Source organism: Streptomyces sp. NPDC058662, from assembly GCF_042716255.1.
Classification (GTDB): Bacteria; Actinomycetota; Actinomycetes; order Streptomycetales; family Streptomycetaceae; genus Streptomyces.
The window spans coordinates 51,983-70,409 of sequence record NZ_JBHXRU010000029.1 but is presented as its reverse complement, the minus strand read 5'-3'; the positions used below and the strand labels follow the sequence as shown (position 1 = coordinate 70,409).

Below are 18,427 nucleotides of genomic sequence, written 5' to 3'. Positions count from 1 at the left end.
GGCGGGCACCCCCAGTGGGGTGCCGGCCCTCCGGCGTCGCGCGGGGTGGCCGGGTCAGCGGCTGTGCTGCGAGTCCGCGACCGTGACCTCGACCCGCTGGAACTCCTTGAGCTCGCTGTAGCCGGTGGTGGCCATCGAGCGGCGCAGCGCGCCGAAGATGTTCATCGAGCCGTCGGGGCTGTGCGCCGGGCCGGTGAGGATCTCCTCGGTGGTGCCCGCGGTGCCGAGGTCGACCTTCTTGCCGCGCGGCACGTCCTCGTGGACGGCCTCCATGCCCCAGTGGTTGCCCCGGCCGGGTGCGTCGGTGGCACGGGCCAGCGGGGAGCCCATCATCACGGCGTCCGCGCCGCAGGCGACGGCCTTGGGGATGTCGCCCGACCAGCCCACGCCGCCGTCGGCGATGACGTGCACGTAGCGGCCGCCGGACTCGTCCATGTAGTCGCGGCGGGCCGCGGCCACGTCCGCGACGGCGGTGGCCATCGGAACCTGGATGCCGAGCACGTTGCGCGTGGTGTGCGCGGCGCCGCCGCCGAAGCCGACCAGGACGCCCGCCGCGCCGGTGCGCATCAGGTGCAGGGCCGCCGTGTAGGTGGCGCAGCCGCCCACGATGACCGGGACGTCGAGCTCGTAGATGAACTGCTTGAGGTTCAGCGGCTCGGCCGCGCCCGACACGTGCTCGGCGGAGACCGTGGTGCCGCGGATCACGAAGATGTCCACGCCCGCGTCGACGACGGCCTTGGAGAACTCCGCGGTGCGCTGCGGGGAGAGCGCCGCGGCGGTGACCACGCCCGAGTCGCGCACCTCCTTGATCCGCCGGCGGATCAGGTCCGCCTGGATCGGCGCCGAGTAGATCTCCTGGAGACGGCGGGTCGCGGTCCCCTCATCCAGGCCGACGATCTCGTCGAGCAGCGGCTGCGGGTCCTCGTAGCGGGTCCACAGGCCTTCGAGGTTCAGTACCCCGAGGCCGCCGAGCTCGCCGATGCGGATCGCCGTCTGCGGGGAGACGATCGAGTCCATGGGGGCGGCCAGGAAGGGGAGCTCGAAGCGGTACGCGTCGATCTGCCAGGCGATCGAGACCTCCTTCGGGTCCCGGGTACGCCGGCTCGGGACGATGGCGATGTCGTCGAACGCGTACGCCCTGCGGCCGCGCTTGCCGCGCCCGATCTCGATCTCAGTCACGTGTGGTGGCCTTTCCTCTGGGTCTGCCCGACCAGTATCCCCGAACGCCGGACAGCCGCGTTCCCGTGCCCGCTGTACGGACGTACCCGCACCGCGGCGGCGTACGCGCGCCGGGCCCGGGCACGGCGGAGGGGGCGGGTCCGGCCGGACCCGCCCCCTCCCGCGCTCGTACCGCTCAGCCCTTGCGGCTGTAGTTCGGCGCCTCGACGGTCATCTGGATGTCGTGCGGGTGGCTCTCCTTGAGGCCCGCCGAGGTGATCCGGACGAAGCGGCCCCGGTCCTGCAGCTCGGGGACCGTGCGGCCGCCGACGTAGAACATCGACTGGCGCAGGCCGCCGACGAGCTGGTGCACGACCGCGGAGAGCGGGCCCCGGTAGGGCACCTGGCCCTCGATGCCCTCGGGGATGAGCTTGTCGTCGCCGCCCACGCCCTCCTGGAAGTAGCGGTCCTTGGAGAAGGAGCGCTGGTCTCCGCGGGACTGCATCGCGCCGAGCGAGCCCATGCCGCGGTAGGACTTGAACTGCTTGCCGTTGATGAAGAGCAGCTCGCCCGGGGACTCCTCGCAGCCCGCGAGCAGCGAGCCCAGCATCACCGTGTCGGCGCCCGCGACCAGGGCTTTCGCGATGTCGCCGGAGTACTGGAGGCCGCCGTCGCCGATGACCGGAACGCCTGCGGCCTTGGCGGCGAGCGCGGCCTCGTAGATGGCCGTGACCTGCGGGACACCGATACCGGCGACCACGCGGGTGGTGCAGATGGAGCCGGGGCCGACGCCGACCTTGATGCCGTCGCAACCGGCGTCGATCAGCGCCTGGGCGCCGTCGCGGGTGGCGACGTTGCCGCCGATGACGTCCACGCCGGAGTTCGACTTGATCTTGGCGACCATGTCGCCGACCAGCCGGGAGTGGCCGTGGGCGGTGTCGACGACGATGAAGTCGGCACCCGCCTCGATCAGGGCCTGCGCGCGGTCGTACGCGTCACCGGCCACGCCGACGGCCGCGCCGACGAGCAGGCGGCCTTCCTTGTCCTTGGCCGCGTTCGGATACTGCTCGGCCTTGACGAAGTCCTTGACCGTGATGAGGCCCTTGAGGATGCCCGCCTCGTCCACCAGCGGGAGCTTCTCGATCTTGTGGCGGCGCAGCAGCTCCATCGCGTCCACGCCGGAGATGCCCACCTTGCCCGTGACCAGCGGCATCGGGGTCATGACCTCGCGCACCTGGCGGCTGCGGTCGGACTCGAAGGCCATGTCGCGGTTGGTGACGATGCCCAGGAGCTTGCCCGCGGGGTCCGTGACCGGCACGCCGGAGATACGGAACTTCGCGCACAGCTGGTCGGCCTCGCGCAGCGTCGCGTCCGGGTGCACCGTGATCGGGTCGGTGACCATCCCGGACTCGGAGCGCTTGACCAGGTCGACCTGGTTGGCCTGGTCGGCGATGGAGAGGTTGCGGTGCAGGACGCCGACGCCGCCCTGGCGGGCCATCGCGATGGCCATGCGGGCCTCGGTGACCTTGTCCATGGCCGCGGACAGGAGCGGGACGTTGACGCGCACGTTCCGCGAGATGAGGGAGGAAGTGTCGATCTCGTCCGGCGCCATGTCCGACGAGCCCGGCAGCAGCAGGACGTCGTCGTACGTCAGCCCGAGGGTGGCGAATTTGTCGGGCACTCCGTCGGCGTTGGCAGTCATGACACCTTCCCAAATGGTCTTGCTCTGCGCGGATGTCCATGCTAACGGGATCCCGCAGCGTCTCATTCCACGACTAAGGCCCGGGGGAAGTTTCGTCGTTTCCTACGAGCCGATTCGGGTGCGGAGCGTCACTGCTCGGCGAGCGCGCGCAGCCGGCTGAGCGCCCGGTGCTGGGCCACCCGGACCGCTCCGGGGGACATGCCGAGCATCTGGCCGGTCTCCTCGGCGGTCAGCCCGACGGCCACCCGCAGCACGAGCAGCTCGCGCTGGTTCTCCGGGAGGTTGGCCAGCAGCTTCTTGGCCCAGGCGGCGTCGCTGCTCAGCAGCGCCCGCTCCTCCGGGCCCAGGGAGTCGTCCGGCCGCTCCGGCATCTCGTCGGACGGCACCGCGGTGCTGCCCGGATGCCGCATCGCGGCCCGCTGGAGGTCCGCGACCTTGTGCGCGGCGATGGCGAAGACGAACGCCTCGAAGGGGCGCCCGGTGTCCCGGTAGCGGGGCAGGGCCATCAGGACGGCGACGCAGACTTCCTGCGCGAGGTCCTCGACGAAGTGGCGGGCGTCACCGGGAAGCCGCGAGAGCCGGGTCCGGCAGTAGCGGATGGCGAGGGGGTGCACGAAGGCGAGCAGGTCGTGCGTGGCCTGCTCGTCGCCGTCCACCGCACGGCGTACGAGCGCGCTGACGCCCCCGGCGCTACCGCCTCTGGCGGCGCCGGTGGGGCCTGTGGCCGCGGGTGACCCCAGGGCCTCGTCGTCGCGCATCAATCCATGGTGCCTTGGCGCCGGAGGATCCGCGGCACCATGGCCGTTGTTGTGCATCGAAGCGTTATGAGCGGGTGCGCCGGAACTCATCGTCTGCACCCTCCCCTCCCGCTCGGCCGAATGGTCCCCGAGTACTCCACATCTCCAAGGATGCGGCATCGCGCGCGAAGCGACACGCCCCCCGGATTGTGCACCGCCGATCCGCCGGGCGCACGGGGTGCGCGGGGACGGCGCGGGCCCCGCCGGACGACGGGCCGGTGCGGCGCCGCCCGGGGGCGCCGGGCCGCCCCGTCCGCCCGGGGCGGACGGGACCGCACGCGGCGGCCGGCCGTCGGCCTCGCGGTCCGACGGCGGGGCCGGCCGCGGCCCCGAGGGTCAGCGGACCAGGCCCCAGCGGAACCCGAGGGCCACGGCGTGCGCCCTGTCCGAGGCGCCGAGCTTCTTGAACAGTCGGCGGGCGTGCGTCTTGACCGTGTCCTCCGAGAGGAAGAGCTCGCGCCCGATCTCCGCGTTGGACCGGCCGTGGCTCATGCCCTCCAGCACCTGGATCTCGCGCGCGGTGAGCGTGGGCGCGGCGCCCATCTCGGCCGAGCGGAGCCGGCGCGGGGCCAGTCGCCAGGTCGGGTCGGCGAGGGCCTGGGTGACCGTGGCCCGCAGTTCGGCGCGCGAGGCGTCCTTGTGCAGGTAACCGCGGGCACCGGCGGCGACCGCGAGGGCCACGCCGTCCAGGTCCTCGGCGACCGTCAGCATGATGATGCGGGCACCCGGGTCGGCCGAGAGCAGGCGGCGGACCGTCTCCACACCGCCGAGCCCGGGCATCCGGACGTCCATCAGAATCAGGTCGGAGCGGTCGGCACCCCAGCGGCGGAGGACTTCCTCGCCGTTGGCAGCCGTCGTCACACGCTCGACGCCGGGCACGGTGGCAACCGCGCGACGGAGCGCCTCTCGGGCAAGCGGGGAATCGTCGCAGACGAGGACGGATGTCATGACCGCCCTCCGCAGCTGCTGATGCGCGTCACCTTGAGCCTCCAGGCTGGTACGTATCGTCACCTGTGCGGTCGATATCCCCGGACACCTGTCCGAGAACTTCTTGGTTCAACCGCCTTCGCACTCTCAACGATGGTCACTCGAAAGAGTTACGGGTCGGACTGACACCTTCGGCACTCTACGTGAGGACGCGATCACGGCGTCGGAGGCGCGCGCCGGTCGTCCTCCATCTGGAGCTATGCCCTATTTGGCGGCTTTCCTTCCGTTTGGCACATGTCTGAGGCTAGATTCCCAATGAGTCATATTTACATCTACTACGACAGTAGGTGTGGAGAATGGGACCGCACGGACCGTATCCGCCTCAGTACCGGCACCAAGAGGACTACCCATGGCAGATTTCTCCCGCCTCCCCGGACCGAACGCCGACCTCTGGGACTGGCAGCTGCTGGCTGCCTGCCGCGGGGTCGACAGCTCCCTCTTCTTCCACCCGGAGGGCGAGCGGGGCGCGGCCAGGAGCGCGCGCGAGGCCTCGGCTAAAGAGGTCTGCATGCGATGCCCGGTGCGCTCGGAATGCGCTGCGCACGCACTCGCCGTCCGCGAGCCCTACGGGGTGTGGGGCGGCCTCACCGAGGACGAACGCGAAGAGCTCATGGGACGGGCCCGGCACCGCCTGATCCCCGCGTCGTCCGCGATCGGAACCGTCCCGCCGCACTGACCGGAGGCCCCGCACAAACCCCGAACGCCCCGAACGCCCGCACCGGAGCCGCGTCCACCGCCGGGAGACCGGCGGTGGCCCGGGCCCGCGACACCCCGGGTCAGCGCGCGGCGGCCCGTTCCAGCTCGGCCAGGGTCGCCGCCACGGCGGGGACGCGGGCCAGGTCGGGCAGGGTCAGCGCCACGACCTCGCGTTCCACGGCCGGCTCCACGGCCACCGCGCTCACCCCCTTGGCCCGTACGGACTCCACCGCGAGCTCCGGCAGGACGGCCACGCCCAGCCCCGCGGCCACCAGGCCGACCACCGCCGGGTAGTCGTCGGTGGCGAAGTCGATGCGCGGGGTGAAGCCGGCGCCCTCGCACACCTCCACCAGGTGGCGGCGGCAGCGCGGGCAGCCGGCGATCCAGGGCTCGTCGGCCAGCTCGGCCATGCCCACCCGCTCCGCCCCGGCCAGCCGGTGCCCGTCCGGGACCAGCCCGACGAGCCGGTCCGTGAGCAGCGGCCGCACGACGAGGTCCTCCCATTCCCCGGCGGACCCGGCCGGGCCGCCGTAGCGGAAGGCGAGGGCCAGGTCGCAGTCGCCCTCGCGGAGCATCTCCACCGACCGCGGCGGCTCGGCCTCGACGAGGGAGATCCGCGTGCCCGGGTGCTCGGCGCGCATCGCCGCGAGGGCGGCGGGCACCAGGGTCGAGCTGCCGCTCGGGAAGGACACCAGCCGGACGCGGCCGGCGCGCAGGCCCGCGATGGCCGCGACCTCCTCCTCGGCCGCGGTGAGCCCGGCGAGGATTCCCGCGGCGTGGCGGACCAGGGCCTCGCCCGCCTGGGTCAGCCGCATCTCGCGTCCGGTGCGGATGAGCAGCGGGGTGCCGGCCGACTGCTCCAGCGCTTTCATTTGCTGGGAGACGGCGGGCTGGGTGCAGCCGAGTTCGCGGGCGGCGGCGGAGAAGGAGCCCGTTCCGGCGACGGCGCGCAGGACGCGGAGATGACGTGCTTCGATCACTCTCGAAGCATAAGCCCCGCTTTGACCGCGAGGCGAATATCTTCGTGCCGCTTTGGGGGCGGCTCCACTAGCGTGTCCGCATGGGTCCCATGCATCTGATCTCCGTGAACATCGGCCGCGCCGCGGTCGTCGAATACACCGACGCCGAGGGCGGTCTGACCGGCATCGGCAAGCGCCCCGTCGCGGGCCCGGTCCGCGTCTTCGCGCCGGGGCCCCGGACCGCCGGGCCGGGCAGCGGGCTGGAGGGCGACGCCGTGTGCGACCGGCGCCACCACGGCGGCGACCACCAGGCCGTCTACGCCTACGCCCGCGAGGACCTGGACCTGTGGGAGCGCGAGCTGGGCCGCGAGCTCGCGGCCGGGCTGTTCGGCGAGAACCTCACCACCGCGGGGGTGGACGTGAGCGGCGCGGTCCTCGGCGAGCGCTGGCGGATAGGACCCGAACTGCTGCTGGAGGTCGCTTCGACCCGCATCCCGTGCCGGACCTTCCAGGGCGCGATGGGCGAGCCGGGCTGGGTCAAGCGGTTCACCCGCGAGGGCCGCCCGGGCGCCTACCTGCGCGTGCTCCACGAGGGCCGGATCTCGCCCGGCGACCCGATCGAGGTGGTCCACCGGCCGGAGCACGAGGTGACCTCCGCGTTCCTCTTCCGCGCCTGGACCACCGAGCGGCACCTGCTGCCGCGCGTCCTCGCGGCGGGCGCCGCCCTGGCCCCCGAGGTGAGGGACGCGGCGGCCGAGTACGCGCGCAAGCACGGGGGCGCGTTGAACTGATACCCGGGGCGGCTAGGTTGCGCCTATGACGACTGCGTTGATTACGGGATCCACGGCGGGCATCGGCGCCGCCTTCGCCAGGCGGCTCGCCGCCCAGGGCCACAACCTGGTGCTGGTGGCGCGCGACACGAAGCGGCTCGGCGAACAGGCCACCGAGCTGCACGACCGCCACGGCATCGAGGCCGAGGTACTGGCCGCCGACCTCTCCACCGAGGAGGGGATCGCCTCCGTCGAGCAGCGCCTGGGCGACCGTACGCACCCGGTCGACCTGCTGGTCAACAACGCGGGTTTCGGCAACAAGGGCCGCTACCTGGAAGTCTCGATGGCCGACGAGCTCACCATGCTGAAGGTGCACGTCGAGGCCGTCCTGCGGCTGACCTCGGCGGCGACCGAATCGATGCGCTCGCGCGGGCGGGGCGGCGTGATCAACGTGGCCTCGGTGGCCGCCTTCGTCCCGCGCGGCACCTACGGCGCGAGCAAGGCGTGGGTGGTGCAGTTCACCCAGGGCGCCGCGCGGGACCTGTCGGGATCCGGGGTGCGGCTGATGGCGCTGTGCCCCGGCTTCGTCCGGACGGAGTTCCACGAGCGGGCGGGCATGGGCACGGACAGCATTCCCGGTTGGATGTGGCTGGACGCCGACAAGGTGGTGGCCACCGCCCTGGCCGACCTGGCGCGGGGGAAGGCGGTCTCCATCCCGGATCCCCGGTACAAGGCGCTGATGGGCGTGGTGAAGCTGACGCCGCGCGGCCTGCTGGGCGGGATGTCCTCGCGCACGGGCCGCAAGTACGGACCTCAGTAAACCGGCCGATCGGGTGAAATCTCCCTAAACTGGAGCTGTCCCATCCAGCGCGGGAGGCGACGCGATGACATTCGTACAAGTGATCGATTACGAGACGAGGCGCTTCGACGAGGTGAACGCCCTCATCGACCGCTACGCCGAACAGACCAGCGGCAGGCGCACGGTCACGCACACGATGATCGGCAAGGACCGCGAGTCCGAGACGCACTACCTCGACCTCGTCGAATTCCCCTCGTACGAGGAGGCCATGAAGAACTCTCACCTCCCCGAGACGGACCGGATGTTCCAGGAGATGGTGGCCCTCTGCGAGGGGATGCCCACCTTCATGAACCTGGACGTGGTCCGCGACGAGTACCTCAACAAGATGGTCGTGGACCGGGTCTTCGACGACATCCTGATGCGCGGCGAACTCGACGCGATCGACGAGTGCTTCGCCGCGGACTACACCGACCACGACATCATGGAGGCGCCGGGGCGGCCCGGCGGCCGGGAGGGCATGCGCGCCAGCGCGGGCATGTGGCGCGACGCCTTCGACCTCATGTTCACCACGACCCGCCAGATCGCCGAGGGCGACTGCGTCACCACGATGTGGGACTGGAGGGGCACCCAGAAGGGCGAGTTCATGGGGGTCCCGCCGACGGTCGGCAGGGAGGTCACCATGTCGGGGTGCACGACCTTCCGCATGGAGAACGGCCGGATCGCCGAGGGCTGGTGGTACTACGACGCCCCCGCGATGATGCGCCAGATGGGCATGACGCCCGGCTAGCCGGGAGGCCGTACGCCCCCTCGGCCGTACGGCACGGACGCCGGACACGGGAAAGCCCCGGTCACCCCCGCTGGGCAGCGGTGACCGGGGCCCTCTCGTCGATCAGTGGCTGTGGCCGTGGCCGCCGTGCCCGTGACCGGCGTCGCCCTCGTCCTCGGCCGGCTTCTCGACGACCAGGGTCTCGGTCGTGAGCAGCAGGGAGGCGATGGAAGCGGCGTTCTCCAGCGCGGAGCGGGTGACCTTCACCGGGTCGATGACGCCGGCCTTGACCAGGTCGCCGTACTCGCCGGTGGCGGCGTTGAAGCCCTGGCCCTTGTCGAGCTCGGAGACCTTCGAGGTGATGACGTAGCCCTCAAGGCCCGCGTTCTCGGCGATCCAGCGCAGCGGCTCGACGGCGGCGCGGCGGACGACCGCGACACCGGTGGCCTCGTCGCCGGAGAGGCCGAGGTTGCCCTCAAGGACCTTCACGGCGTGGACGAGCGCGGAGCCACCGCCGGAGACGATGCCCTCCTCGACCGCGGCGCGGGTCGCCGAGATGGCGTCCTCAAGGCGGTGCTTCTTCTCCTTGAGCTCCACCTCGGTGGCGGCGCCGACCTTGATGACGCAGACGCCGCCGGCGAGCTTCGCCAGGCGCTCCTGCAGCTTCTCGCGGTCCCAGTCCGAGTCGGTGGACTCGATCTCGGCCTTGATCTGGTTGACGCGACCCGTGACTTCCTCGTGGCTGCCGCCACCGTCGACGATGGTCGTGTCGTCCTTGGAGATCGTGACGCGGCGGGCGGAGCCCAGCACGTCCAGACCGGCCTGGTCGAGCTTGAGGCCGACCTCCTCGGCGATGACGGTGGCACCGGTGAGGGTGGCCATGTCCTGGAGCATCGCCTTGCGGCGGTCACCGAAGCCGGGGGCCTTCACGGCGACCGCGTTGAAGGTGCCGCGGATCTTGTTGACGACGAGGGTGGAGAGCGCCTCGCCCTCGACGTCCTCGGCGATGATCAGGAGCGGCTTGGAGGCGCCGGCCTGGATGACCTTCTCCAGCAGCGGCAGGAGGTCCTGGATGGAGGAGATCTTGCCCTGGTTGATCAGGATGTACGGGTCGTCGAGGACGGCCTCCATACGCTCCTGGTCGGTCACCATGTACGGGGAGAGGTAGCCCTTGTCGAAGGCCATGCCCTCGGTGAACTCCAGCTCCAGGCCGAAGGTGTTGGACTCCTCGACGGTGATGACACCGTCCTTGCCGACCTTGTCCATCGCCTCGGCGATGAGCTCGCCGACCTGCTGGTCCTGCGCGGAGAGCGCGGCCACGGCGGCGATGTCGGACTTGTCCTCGATCGGACGGGCGGTCGCGAGGAGCTCCTCGGACACAGCCTTGACGGCGGCGTCGATGCCCTTCTTCAGGGCGGCCGGGGACGCGCCCGCGGCGACGTTGCGCAGACCCTCGCGGACCAGCGCCTGCGCCAGCACGGTGGCGGTGGTGGTGCCGTCACCCGCGATGTCGTTGGTCTTGGTCGCCACCTCCTTCACGAGCTGCGCGCCCAGGTTCTCGTACGGGTCGTCCAGCTCGACCTCGCGAGCGATGGTGACACCGTCGTTGGTGATGGTGGGCGCACCGAACTTCTTGTCGATGACGACGTTGCGGCCGCGGGGGCCGATCGTCACCTTGACCGTGTCGGCAAGCTTGTTGACGCCGCGCTCAAGGGCGCGACGGGCGTCCTCATCGAACTTCAGGATCTTCGGCATGGGAGCGGTTCAGTCCTCTCGTTGCGATCCTCGGCCGCTCACCGCGACCTCCACCGCCTAGAACGAACTACGCCCCTCGCCGCCCGGCATCAGCAGGGTGACCAGGGGCGTAGCTCAAATCAAAACTTGAAGAGAATTACTTCTCGACGATCGCGAGCACGTCGCGAGCCGAGAGGACGAGGTACTCCTCGCCGCTGTACTTCACTTCGGTGCCGCCGTACTTGCTGTACAGCACGATGTCGCCGACGCTGACGTCCAGCGGGAGACGCTGGCCGTCCTCGAAGCGGCCCGGGCCCACGGCGAGGACGACGCCCTCCTGGGGCTTCTCCTTCGCGGTGTCCGGGATGACCAGGCCAGAGGCCGTGGTCTGCTCGGCGTCGAGCGGCTGGACCACAATGCGGTCCTCAAGCGGCTTGATGGCAACCTTGGAGCTGGCGGTCGTCACTATCCGACCTCCCCCTTCGGAGATCCGGGGTTAACTGTCTGAGTGGCGACCAGGTCGATCCGTCGTCGCGGGTGCCGGACCTGCCTGTCGCTGTGTTGGCACTCACCAGGGGCGAGTGCCAGGTGCGAGACTATTCCGGCGATTAGCACTCGGTCAAGCGGAGTGCCAATTATCGCCGCCCGGCGTTGCGTGCGGACGGCCGAAAACCCTGCGGGATCCGGCCGCCCGTGCGGACGAAATCCTTGCGGCCACTGGCCTGAACAGGCCGAACGCGGGCGGATTCAGGCGCCAGCGGGTACGGCCCGGCTCCGTCCGCATGGCCGGTAGCCGCCCCTGGCGCCGCCCCGGGACTGCGGCGACCCGAGGCCCCACCGCGCGGTGAGTACCCGTACTCAGGCGGCGCGGCGCGCTGCGGCGGACACTGCGAAGCATGACCGCACCGACGCCCCCGGAGGGCGCGCAGCCGCACGACGCGCCGAGAACACGGGACGGGGGCGCGCCCGGCGCGAGCCCGCCGGCGCGGACCGGGCGCCCCCGGGCACCGATGCGCCCGGCGGCGGACCTCGCACTGGCCGTCCTGACCTCCGTCCTGCTGGCCGCCGTCCTGCTCGCCGGCCTGGGCTACCACGCCGTCGAGCAGTTCGGTCTCATCGCGCCGCACCAGGACCCGGGCCCCGACTGGCACGGCCTGCCCCTCGGATCCGGCGTGCTCACCTTCCTCGGCGCGCTGTGCTGCGCCTGCGCCCTGACCGTCCTCGGCTTCACCCGGCGGCGCGCGCGGATCTCGGCGGCCGTCCACGGCGCGGGGTGCGCCCTGCTGGTGGCGCTGACGCTCACGCTCGCGCACGCCACGTACGAGGCAGCCCATCCGCAGACCCCCGCGCCGCCCTACCGGGGCACCTACGGGCAGTGCTTCAGCGGGGGCGACAGTCACGAGTGCCCCGGGGGGTGACGCGGGTCGGGGCCCACCGCGCGCGATGCCGCGCGCGATGCTGGCGGAAGGAACCGCGAGGAGGACATCTACGTCGTAGATGATATGAAGATAAAGCGCCTCATTGCCGAGCAGATCGGACTGCGGTGAAACCCCTGACGGCGGCGGGCGCGCGCCGCCGCACCGAGGCGCTGCTGCTGGCCCTCGTCGTCGGCATCGCCGTACTCGGCCACGCGAGCGCGGGCCTCGCCATGAACGGCGAGCTGCCGCCGAACCTCACCGGGTTCACGGTGAGCATGACCCTGCTGGCGCTGGTGGGACACCTGGGGGTGCGCCGCTTCGCCGCCCGCGCCGATCCTCTGGTCCTCCCCCTCGCCATGCTGCTGACCGGGCTGGGGCTGGTGCTGCTGCACCGCTTGGACCAGGGGTACATCGAGCGCTACAACTCGGAGGCCAACGCGCCGGGGCAGCTGCTGTGGTCGGTGGTCGGCGTCGCCGCCTGCCTGCTGGTGCTCGCCCTGCTGCGCGACCACCGGCTGCTGCAGCGGTTCATCTACATCACGATGGCCGCCTCGCTGGTGCTGCTGATCGCGCCGGCGTTCTTCGGCGCGGACACCTACGGCGCGAAGCGCTGGATCAGACTCTTCGGCTTCTCGCTCCAGCCCGGCGAGTTCGTGAAGATCATGATCGCGGTCTTCTTCGCCGGGTACCTGGTGACGCACCGGGACGCCCTCGCCCTGACCGGCCGCAGGTTCCTGGGGATGCGCCTGCCCCCCATGCGCCAGCTCGGCCCCATCGCCACGGTGTGGGTCGTCTCGATGCTGGTGCTGGTCTTCGAACGCGACCTCGGCACCTCGCTGATCTTCTTCGGCGTGTTCGTGGTGATGCTCTACGTCGCCACGGAGCGCACCAGCTGGATCGTGACCGGCGTGCTCATGGCCTCGTTGGGCGCCTTCGTCGTGGGCTCGACGGAACCGCACGTCAAGGCGCGCGTCGCGGCCTGGCTGGAGCCGCTGTCCTACTACTGGGAGAACCGGCCGCCCGGCGTGACCTCCGACCAGTCGGCGCAGGCACTGTTCAGCTTCGGCACGGGCGGCATGTCCGGCACGGGCCTCGGCCTGGGGCACCCGGAGCTGATCAAGTTCGCCGGGCGCAGCGACTTCATCCTCACGACGGTGGGCGAGGAACTCGGCCTGGCGGGGGTCATGGCCGTCCTGCTCCTCTACGCGCTCCTCGTGCAGCGGGGCCTGCGCATGGCGCTCGCCGCCCGCGACCCGTTCGGCAAACTCCTGGCGGTGGGCCTGGCCTCGGCGCTGGCCCTGCAGGTCTTCGTGGTCGCGGGCGGGGTCACCGGCCTGATCCCGCTGACGGGCAAGGCCCTGCCCTTCCTGGCGAAGGGCGGCTCGTCCCTGCTGGCCAACTGGATCATGATCGCGCTGCTCCTGCGCATCAGCGACAGCGCGGAGCGCCAGCGCGAGGCGGACGCCCGCGGCCCGGCGGAGACGACGATCACGCCGGGCGCCGCGACCCGGTGAATTTCCGGCCACGGCACTAGATGTAGTCCTCCAACCGCCCTATCCGGTACCCCTGCTCCTGGATGCGCTGGAGCATGCGCGCCGCCATCTGGACCTCCGTCGCGCCCTTGAGCTCGGCCGGGCCCCGGAAGTGGGCCAGGATGATGTCGCCCGGGCGCAGGGCGGAGCCCTCGGCGTACTGGAGGTTGTTGATCTGCATCGACGCCCGCCACAGCACCAGGGACGAGACCCCGCACTCCGAGGCGGCCCGGAGGGTGTCGTCGTTGTAGTTGCCGAAGGGCGGGCGGAAGAGCTTCGGGCGGTGGCCGAAGCGCTGTTCCAGGCGGTCCTGCTGACCGCAGATCTCGTGCTTCTGCGCCGCGAAGGACAGGGTGCGCAGGTTCGGGTGGGTCAGCGTGTGGTTGTTTATCGTGCTCGCCGAGCCGTTGTCGCGCAGCTTCTCGAAGTGCCCGTAGTCCGAGGCCGCCACGCTGTCCGTCAGGAACATGCTGATCGGCAGTTGGAGGTCGGCCGCCATCCGCAGGAACTCGGGGTCCTTCTCCGCGCCGTCGTCGAAGGTCAGGAAGACGGTCTTCTCCCCGGCCGGCAGGGGTATTCGGTCCACCACCGCGGCCCGGCCCGGGGCGGCCTTCGGGAGCTGCGGCCGGTGCGCGGGCGGGGGCGCGTACGCGACGGGGGCCGTCAGCCCCCACTTGCGGTACGCCTCGTCCCCCGCCGTGCCCGGCGGGGCCGCGCCGCCCGCCGGGGACGGAGCCGTCGGCGAGGGAGTCGTCGGCGAGGGAGTCGCGGTCGGTTCGCCCGTCGCCGGGCGGCCCAGCCGTTCGGTGGGGTGCACGCTGTCCCCGCACCCCGTCAGGGACAGCGCGAGCGCGCCGGCCGCCAGCGTTCCGGCTACCAACCGGCGCGCGTACCTCACAGATAGTCCTCCAGGCGGGCCACGGCGTACCCCTTGTCCGTGACGGTCTTCATGACATGACGGATCATGTCAGGCATGGTGCCCTTCCAGTCCTCGCGGCCGCGGAAGTGCGTGAGGATGATGTCACCGGGGTGCAGGTCCCGGTCCCACTCCCGGTAGTCCATCCGGTTCGTGAACGCCTCGGCGTTCCAGAGCGGGACGGCCTTGATCCCGCAGGACTTCGCCGCGCGCAGGGTGTCCTCGTTGTAGTTCCCGTACGGCGGCCGGAAGAGCGTCGGCCGCTTGCCGAACTGCTTCTGGATGGTGTCCTGCTGACCGCAGATCTCCTGGCGCTGCTTCTCGTACGACAGGGCCGGCATGTAGCGGTGGTTGAGCGTGTGGTTGTTCAGGGTGACGCCCGCCGCCTGCATCTCCTTGAAGTACGGGTAGTTGTCGCGTACGACGTAGTCGCTGAGGAACGCCGTGTACGGGATCTTCAGCTCCCGCATCATCCTCAGGAACTCGGGGTCCTTCTCGGAGCCGTCGTCGATGGTGAGGAAGACGACCTTGTCCTCCGTGGGGATGGTCGTGAAGACCGGCGGGAGGTTCTCCTGGTCGTCCACCTCGAAGCCCTCGCGGGTGGTGATCTCGGGCTTCTCCTTCGGCGCCGCCGGAGCGGTGAGCGGCGGCTTGAGGAGCCCCCACCTCTTCACCGCGGCGATGTACGCCTGCTGGGCCGCCTTCGCCTTCTCCGCCTGGCTGAGGGCGCCCGCGGCGCCCGCCGCCTTCTTGGCCGCCTCGGCCTTCCCGGCCCTGTCGGGTGCGTCGGAGCCGCCGGAACCGCACGCGGTCCCGAGGGCGGCGACGAGCAGGGCGGCCAGGGCCACCCCGAACCGGCCGCGCGGAACCGCCGCGTACCGGTGACCGTGTCGCGCGATATCTTCCTTTTGTCCGACTAGCTGCATAGCTGCGCATCCTGGCATCCACCCGCCCGCGTCCCCCGGAGGACACCGCGATCGCGGGCCCACCTTCCTTCGACTGGCCCACACCGCCTGACGTGGGCGCCTTCGGCAACCGCCGGTCGCCGACAATGGACGCGTGACCCCCGAAGACTTCGCCTCCCTCCTCACCCCCGAGGGCCGCGCCCTCCTGGACCCGCTCCGCGACTACGACCCCGCCCAGGAGCTGGCCGTCGCCACCCGGTTGCGCCGCGACCACCCGGCCGGGCTGGTCTCCGCCGCGCTCGGGCAGGCGCGGCTGCGGCAGCGCGCGGTGGCGAAGTTCGGCGCCGAGGACGCCTTCCGGATGTACTTCACGCCCGGTGGCGGCGAGATGGCCACGCGCGCGTCCGTGGCCTCGTACCGCGCCGAGCGGCTCGCCGCCCTCGGTGTGCGCAGCCTCGCCGACCTGTGCTGCGGTATCGGCGGTGACGCCCTCGCGCTGGCGCGGCTCGGCATCCGGGTGCTGGCCGTCGACCGGGACCCGCTGACCGTCGCCGTGGCCCGCGCCAACGCCGAGGCGCTGGGGCTCGCGGACTTGATCGAGGTGCGGGAGGCGGACGTGACGGAGGTGGACGTGTCCGCCTACGACGCCGTCTTCATCGACCCGGCCCGGCGCGGCGGGCGGGGCCGCGTCTTCGACCCCGAGTCCTACTCCCCGCCGCTGTCCTGGGCGGTCGCGACGGCCCGCACGGCGAGGATCGCGGCCATCAAGATCGCCCCGGGGATCCCGCACGAGGCCGTGCCCGGGGAGGCGGAGGCCGAGTGGATCTCCGACCAGGGCGACGTCAAGGAGGCCGTGCTGTGGTTCGGTACCTCTCCCGGGACGGTACGCGCCACCCTGCTGCCCGGTCCGCGCGGACTCGCCACCCCCGACCCGCTGCCCGACCCGCCGGCCGGGCCGGTGGGCCGCTACCTGTACGAGCCGGACGGCGCCGTCATCCGCGCCCACCTCGTCGCCGAGGTCGCCGAGCAGCTCGACGGGCGGCTGATCGACCCGACCATCGCCTACATCACCGCCGACGAGCTGCGCGCGACGCCGTACGCGACGGCGTACGAGATCACCGATGTGCTGCCGTTCGGCCTGAAGAGGCTGAAGGCGCTGCTGCGCGAGCGCGGGGTCGGCGTCCTGACGGTGAAGAAGCGCGGTTCCGCGATCGAGCCGGAGGAACTGCGCAGGAAGGTCAAGCCGCAGGGGCCGAACGCGGCGACGGTGTTCCTGACCCGGGTGGCGGGAGCACCGTCGATGCTGATCGGCGCCCCGGCCCCGTCACCCGGCCGATGACCCCCGGGTGCGTCCGGCGGGGCCCCGGGGGGCCCGGGCGCGGGTCAGCCGTGCGCCGTCGTGGTCTCGACCGACTCGAACCGCCAGCGGTGCACGGCCCTGGTGATCAGGTCGGCCGCGGGCTCCGGTAGTTCGGGCAGCTCCGCCGCCACGCCTTCGGCCGCCTCCCACCAGGTGATGACCAGCACCCGGTCCTGCGGAGCGCGGAACACCTCGCGGCGCACGGGCTCCCGGGCGAGGACCCGCGAACGGGCCCACTCCAGCAGTTCGTTGCCCCGGCCGTCCGCGGCGCGGGCCTCCCACATCAGCGCGACGGTGCTCATGAGTACAGGTTGTCCTTGCTCAGCTCGTGCACGTGGTCGTGATCGTGGCTGTGGCCGTGCCCGGGACCGTGCTCGTGGCCGTGCTGCTGGCCCTGGGCCCGCGTGCCGGGCACGTGCGGGTCGGTGACCGGCAGGGAGGAGTCCGCCGACAGGTCCCAGTCCGAGGCCGGACGGTTGCGCTTGACCATCTCCGCGCCCAGCGCCGCCACCATCGCGCCGTTGTCCGTGCACAGCTTCGGCCGCGGCACGCGCAGGATGATCCCCGCGTCGTCGCACCGCTCCTGCGCGAGCGAGCGCAGCCGCGAGTTGGCCGCCACGCCGCCGCCGATCATCAGGTGGTCGACTCCCTCGTCCTTGCACGCCCGGATCGCCTTGCGCGTCAGCACGTCGACCACGGCCTCCTGGAAGGACGCCGCCACGTCGCGCACCGGCACCTCCTCCCCCGCCTTGCGCTTCGCCTCGATCCAGCGGGCGACGGCGGTCTTGAGCCCGGAGAAGGAGAAGTCGTACGGGGCGTCGCGCGGCCCGGTCAGCCCGCGCGGGAAGGTGATCGCCGCGGGGTCGCCCTCCCGTGCGAGCCGGTCGATGACCGGGCCGCCGGGGAAGCCGAGCTGGAGGACTCGCGCGATCTTGTCGAAGGCCTCGCCCGCCGCGTCGTCGATGGTCGCGCCGAGCGGCCGTACGTCGGAGGTGATGTCCGGCGCCAGCAGCAGCGAGGAGTGCCCGCCGGACACCAGCAGCGCCATCGTCGGCTCGGGGAGCGGCCCGTGCTCCAGCTGGTCCACGCAGATGTGCGAGGCCAGGTGGTTCACGCCGTACAGCGGCTTGCCGAGGGCGTACGCGTACGCCTTGGCCGCCGAGACGCCGACGAGCAGCGCGCCCGCCAGCCCGGGGCCGGCGGTGACCGCGATGCCGTCGAGGTCGCGGGCGCTGACCCCGGCTTCCTTCAGGGCGCGCTCGATGGTCGGGACCATCGCCTCCAGGTGGGCCCGCGAGGCGACTTCCGGCACCACTCCGCCGTACCGCGCGTGCTCGTCGACGCTCGACGCGATGGCGTCCGCGAGCAGGGTGGTGCCGCGGACGATGCCGACGCCGGTCTCGTCGCAGGAGGTCTCGATGCCGAGGACGAGCGGTTCGTCAGCCATTGCTCTCACTGCTTCCACTTCTTGCTTGTGCGGGGTCGGTCAGTCGCATCACGAGAGCGTCGATGTTGCCGGGCTGGTAGTAGCCCCGGCGGAAGCCGATGGGCTCGAAACCGAAGCGCTCGTACAGCTTCTGGGCGCGGGTGTTGTCCACCCGGACCTCCAGCAGCACTTCGGCGCACTCGAATGCGGTGGCGGCGCGCAGCAGGTCGGTCAGGAGCCGGGCGCCGAGCCCGGTCCCCCACTGGTCGCGGGCGGCCGCGATGGTCTGCACGTCGGCCAGGTCTCCGGCGGCGGCCAGTCCGGCGTAGCCGACCAGGCGGCCGGCGGCGTTCTCGGCGACGACGTACCTGCGGGTGGCCCGCGGGCCGCGGGCGTGGGCCAGTTCGGACCAGAACATGCCGGCGGACCAGGCGTCCTCCGGGAACAGCTCGTGCTCCAGTTCCAGCACGGGTTCGATGTCCCACCAGCGCATCTCGCGCAG

The 18,427-nt window shown here is 71.7% G+C and carries 19 protein-coding genes; 7 read left to right on the top strand and 12 right to left on the bottom strand.

Going from position 1 to position 18,427, the window contains the following annotated elements; genetic code table 11:
- Positions 1-54: 54 nt before the first annotated feature.
- The 4 genes from ACFWUQ_RS13710 to ACFWUQ_RS13695 form a co-directional block, all read right to left on the bottom strand.
- Positions 55-1,179 (bottom strand): GuaB3 family IMP dehydrogenase-related protein, encoded by a 1,125-nt coding sequence (locus ACFWUQ_RS13710; RefSeq protein WP_384537179.1) that lies wholly within the window; start codon positions 1,177-1,179, stop codon positions 55-57.
- A 175-nt stretch (positions 1,180-1,354) separates the two neighbouring features.
- Positions 1,355-2,860 carry an IMP dehydrogenase gene (gene guaB, locus ACFWUQ_RS13705; RefSeq protein ID WP_384537176.1) on the bottom strand — a complete coding sequence of 502 codons (1,506 nt, stop codon included), beginning with the start codon at positions 2,858-2,860 and terminating at the stop codon, positions 1,355-1,357.
- A 128-nt stretch (positions 2,861-2,988) separates the two neighbouring features.
- The gene (locus ACFWUQ_RS13700) at positions 2,989-3,618 is read right to left on the bottom strand and encodes a sigma-70 family RNA polymerase sigma factor (protein WP_384537173.1); all 630 of its coding nucleotides are present in this window, start codon (positions 3,616-3,618) and stop codon (positions 2,989-2,991) included.
- 375 nt (positions 3,619-3,993) lie between these two features.
- On the bottom strand, positions 3,994-4,605 hold the full coding sequence (locus tag ACFWUQ_RS13695) for a response regulator transcription factor (RefSeq protein WP_003948568.1): 612 nt from the start codon (positions 4,603-4,605) through the stop codon (positions 3,994-3,996).
- 388 nt (positions 4,606-4,993) lie between these two features.
- Here ACFWUQ_RS13695 and ACFWUQ_RS13690 point away from each other — a divergent pair, with 388 nt between their 5' ends.
- Positions 4,994-5,320, top strand: a complete 327-nt coding sequence (locus ACFWUQ_RS13690; protein ID WP_384537170.1) for a WhiB family transcriptional regulator — start codon at positions 4,994-4,996, stop codon at positions 5,318-5,320.
- Positions 5,321-5,420: 100 nt separating this feature from the next.
- On the opposite strand, the gene ACFWUQ_RS13685 is transcribed toward ACFWUQ_RS13690, so the two are convergent.
- Complete coding sequence (locus ACFWUQ_RS13685) at positions 5,421-6,320, bottom strand: LysR family transcriptional regulator (RefSeq protein WP_384537167.1); 900 nt, start codon at positions 6,318-6,320, stop codon at positions 5,421-5,423.
- 89 nt (positions 6,321-6,409) lie between these two features.
- On the opposite strand from ACFWUQ_RS13685, the gene ACFWUQ_RS13680 reads away from it, so the two are divergent.
- The 3 genes from ACFWUQ_RS13680 to ACFWUQ_RS13670 all read left to right on the top strand — a co-directional run bounded on the left by ACFWUQ_RS13680 (position 6,410) and on the right by ACFWUQ_RS13670 (position 8,655).
- Positions 6,410-7,090, top strand: a complete 681-nt coding sequence (locus ACFWUQ_RS13680) for an MOSC domain-containing protein (protein WP_384537188.1) — start codon at positions 6,410-6,412, stop codon at positions 7,088-7,090.
- A 25-nt stretch (positions 7,091-7,115) separates the two neighbouring features.
- Positions 7,116-7,889: an SDR family NAD(P)-dependent oxidoreductase gene (locus ACFWUQ_RS13675; RefSeq protein WP_384537164.1), complete on the top strand. Its 774-nt coding sequence runs from the start codon at positions 7,116-7,118 to the stop codon at positions 7,887-7,889.
- A 64-nt stretch (positions 7,890-7,953) separates the two neighbouring features.
- Positions 7,954-8,655, top strand: a complete 702-nt coding sequence (locus ACFWUQ_RS13670; RefSeq protein ID WP_384537162.1) for an ester cyclase — start codon at positions 7,954-7,956, stop codon at positions 8,653-8,655.
- 102 nt (positions 8,656-8,757) lie between these two features.
- On the opposite strand, the gene groL is transcribed toward ACFWUQ_RS13670, so the two are convergent.
- Together groL and groES are read right to left on the bottom strand one after the other, a co-directional pair.
- On the bottom strand, positions 8,758-10,389 hold the full coding sequence (groL, locus tag ACFWUQ_RS13665; RefSeq protein ID WP_384537159.1) for a chaperonin GroEL: 1,632 nt from the start codon (positions 10,387-10,389) through the stop codon (positions 8,758-8,760).
- Between the two features lie 136 nt (positions 10,390-10,525).
- Positions 10,526-10,834 carry a co-chaperone GroES gene (groES, locus tag ACFWUQ_RS13660; protein ID WP_030230757.1) on the bottom strand — a complete coding sequence of 103 codons (309 nt, stop codon included), beginning with the start codon at positions 10,832-10,834 and terminating at the stop codon, positions 10,526-10,528.
- 430 nt (positions 10,835-11,264) lie between these two features.
- Here groES and ACFWUQ_RS13655 point away from each other — a divergent pair, with 430 nt between their 5' ends.
- The gene (locus tag ACFWUQ_RS13655; RefSeq protein WP_384537156.1) at positions 11,265-11,786 is read left to right on the top strand and encodes a DUF6234 family protein; all 522 of its coding nucleotides are present in this window, start codon (positions 11,265-11,267) and stop codon (positions 11,784-11,786) included.
- Positions 11,787-11,920: 134 nt separating this feature from the next.
- On the top strand, positions 11,921-13,300 hold the full coding sequence (locus ACFWUQ_RS13650) for an FtsW/RodA/SpoVE family cell cycle protein (RefSeq protein WP_384537185.1): 1,380 nt from the start codon (positions 11,921-11,923) through the stop codon (positions 13,298-13,300).
- A gap of 16 nt (positions 13,301-13,316) precedes the next feature.
- Here the strand turns inward: ACFWUQ_RS13650 and ACFWUQ_RS13645 are convergent, their stop codons facing one another.
- Positions 13,317-14,216, bottom strand: coding sequence for a polysaccharide deacetylase family protein (locus ACFWUQ_RS13645; RefSeq protein ID WP_384537153.1), 900 nt, complete (start codon positions 14,214-14,216; stop codon positions 13,317-13,319).
- Positions 14,213-15,160 carry a polysaccharide deacetylase family protein gene (locus ACFWUQ_RS13640; protein ID WP_384537151.1) on the bottom strand — a complete coding sequence of 316 codons (948 nt, stop codon included), beginning with the start codon at positions 15,158-15,160 and terminating at the stop codon, positions 14,213-14,215. The genes ACFWUQ_RS13645 and ACFWUQ_RS13640 overlap by 4 nt, the downstream gene beginning before the upstream one ends.
- A gap of 133 nt (positions 15,161-15,293) precedes the next feature.
- Between ACFWUQ_RS13640 and ACFWUQ_RS13635 the strand changes: the two genes are divergently transcribed.
- Positions 15,294-16,478 (top strand): methyltransferase domain-containing protein, encoded by a 1,185-nt coding sequence (locus ACFWUQ_RS13635; RefSeq protein ID WP_384537148.1) that lies wholly within the window; start codon positions 15,294-15,296, stop codon positions 16,476-16,478.
- A gap of 44 nt (positions 16,479-16,522) precedes the next feature.
- Here ACFWUQ_RS13635 and ACFWUQ_RS13630 read toward each other — a convergent pair whose 3' ends face one another.
- From ACFWUQ_RS13630 to rimI, 3 genes are read right to left on the bottom strand one after another with little or no spacing between them, the layout of a single operon-like run.
- Complete coding sequence (locus tag ACFWUQ_RS13630) at positions 16,523-16,801, bottom strand: hypothetical protein (protein WP_384537145.1); 279 nt, start codon at positions 16,799-16,801, stop codon at positions 16,523-16,525.
- Complete coding sequence (gene tsaD / locus ACFWUQ_RS13625) at positions 16,798-17,946, bottom strand: tRNA (adenosine(37)-N6)-threonylcarbamoyltransferase complex transferase subunit TsaD (RefSeq protein WP_384537142.1); 1,149 nt, start codon at positions 17,944-17,946, stop codon at positions 16,798-16,800. The genes ACFWUQ_RS13630 and tsaD overlap by 4 nt, the downstream gene beginning before the upstream one ends.
- Complete coding sequence (gene rimI / locus ACFWUQ_RS13620; protein ID WP_384537183.1) at positions 17,939-18,418, bottom strand: ribosomal protein S18-alanine N-acetyltransferase; 480 nt, start codon at positions 18,416-18,418, stop codon at positions 17,939-17,941. Before rimI ends, tsaD begins: the two co-directional genes overlap by 8 nt.
- Positions 18,419-18,427: the final 9 nt, after the last annotated feature.